General features: G+C 59.0%; 1 protein-coding gene. It reads left to right on the forward strand.

Annotated elements, in window-relative coordinates:
* A partial coding sequence (locus SB724_RS20185; RefSeq protein ID WP_410572630.1) for a response regulator occupies positions 1-271 on the forward strand: 271 nt, incomplete at both ends.

Consider the following 271-nt stretch of genomic DNA (forward strand, 5'->3'; position numbering starts at 1 on the left):
TCATCACCGATTACTCCATGCCAGGCGGCGCGCGACCCGACGGACTGAGCATGATCTCGGAACTGCATGAGCAGTATCCCGATATGAAAATTGTTGTTCTCACCCGGATCACAAGTCTGGCGATGATCGATCCCATTTTCAAGGCTGGCGCGTTGGCCGTGATCGAAAAAGGGGCTGCGATGAAAGAGGTTCTGGCTGCGGTGCATACGGTGGCGCTCGGCCGGCCCTACTTGTCGGAACGGTTGCGCAGCGGCTCGCGCCAGCCAACGAG

It is taken from the genome of Bacillus sp. SIMBA_031 (assembly GCF_046535225.1).
GTDB lineage: Bacteria > Bacillota > Bacilli > Bacillales > Bacillaceae > Bacillus > Bacillus velezensis.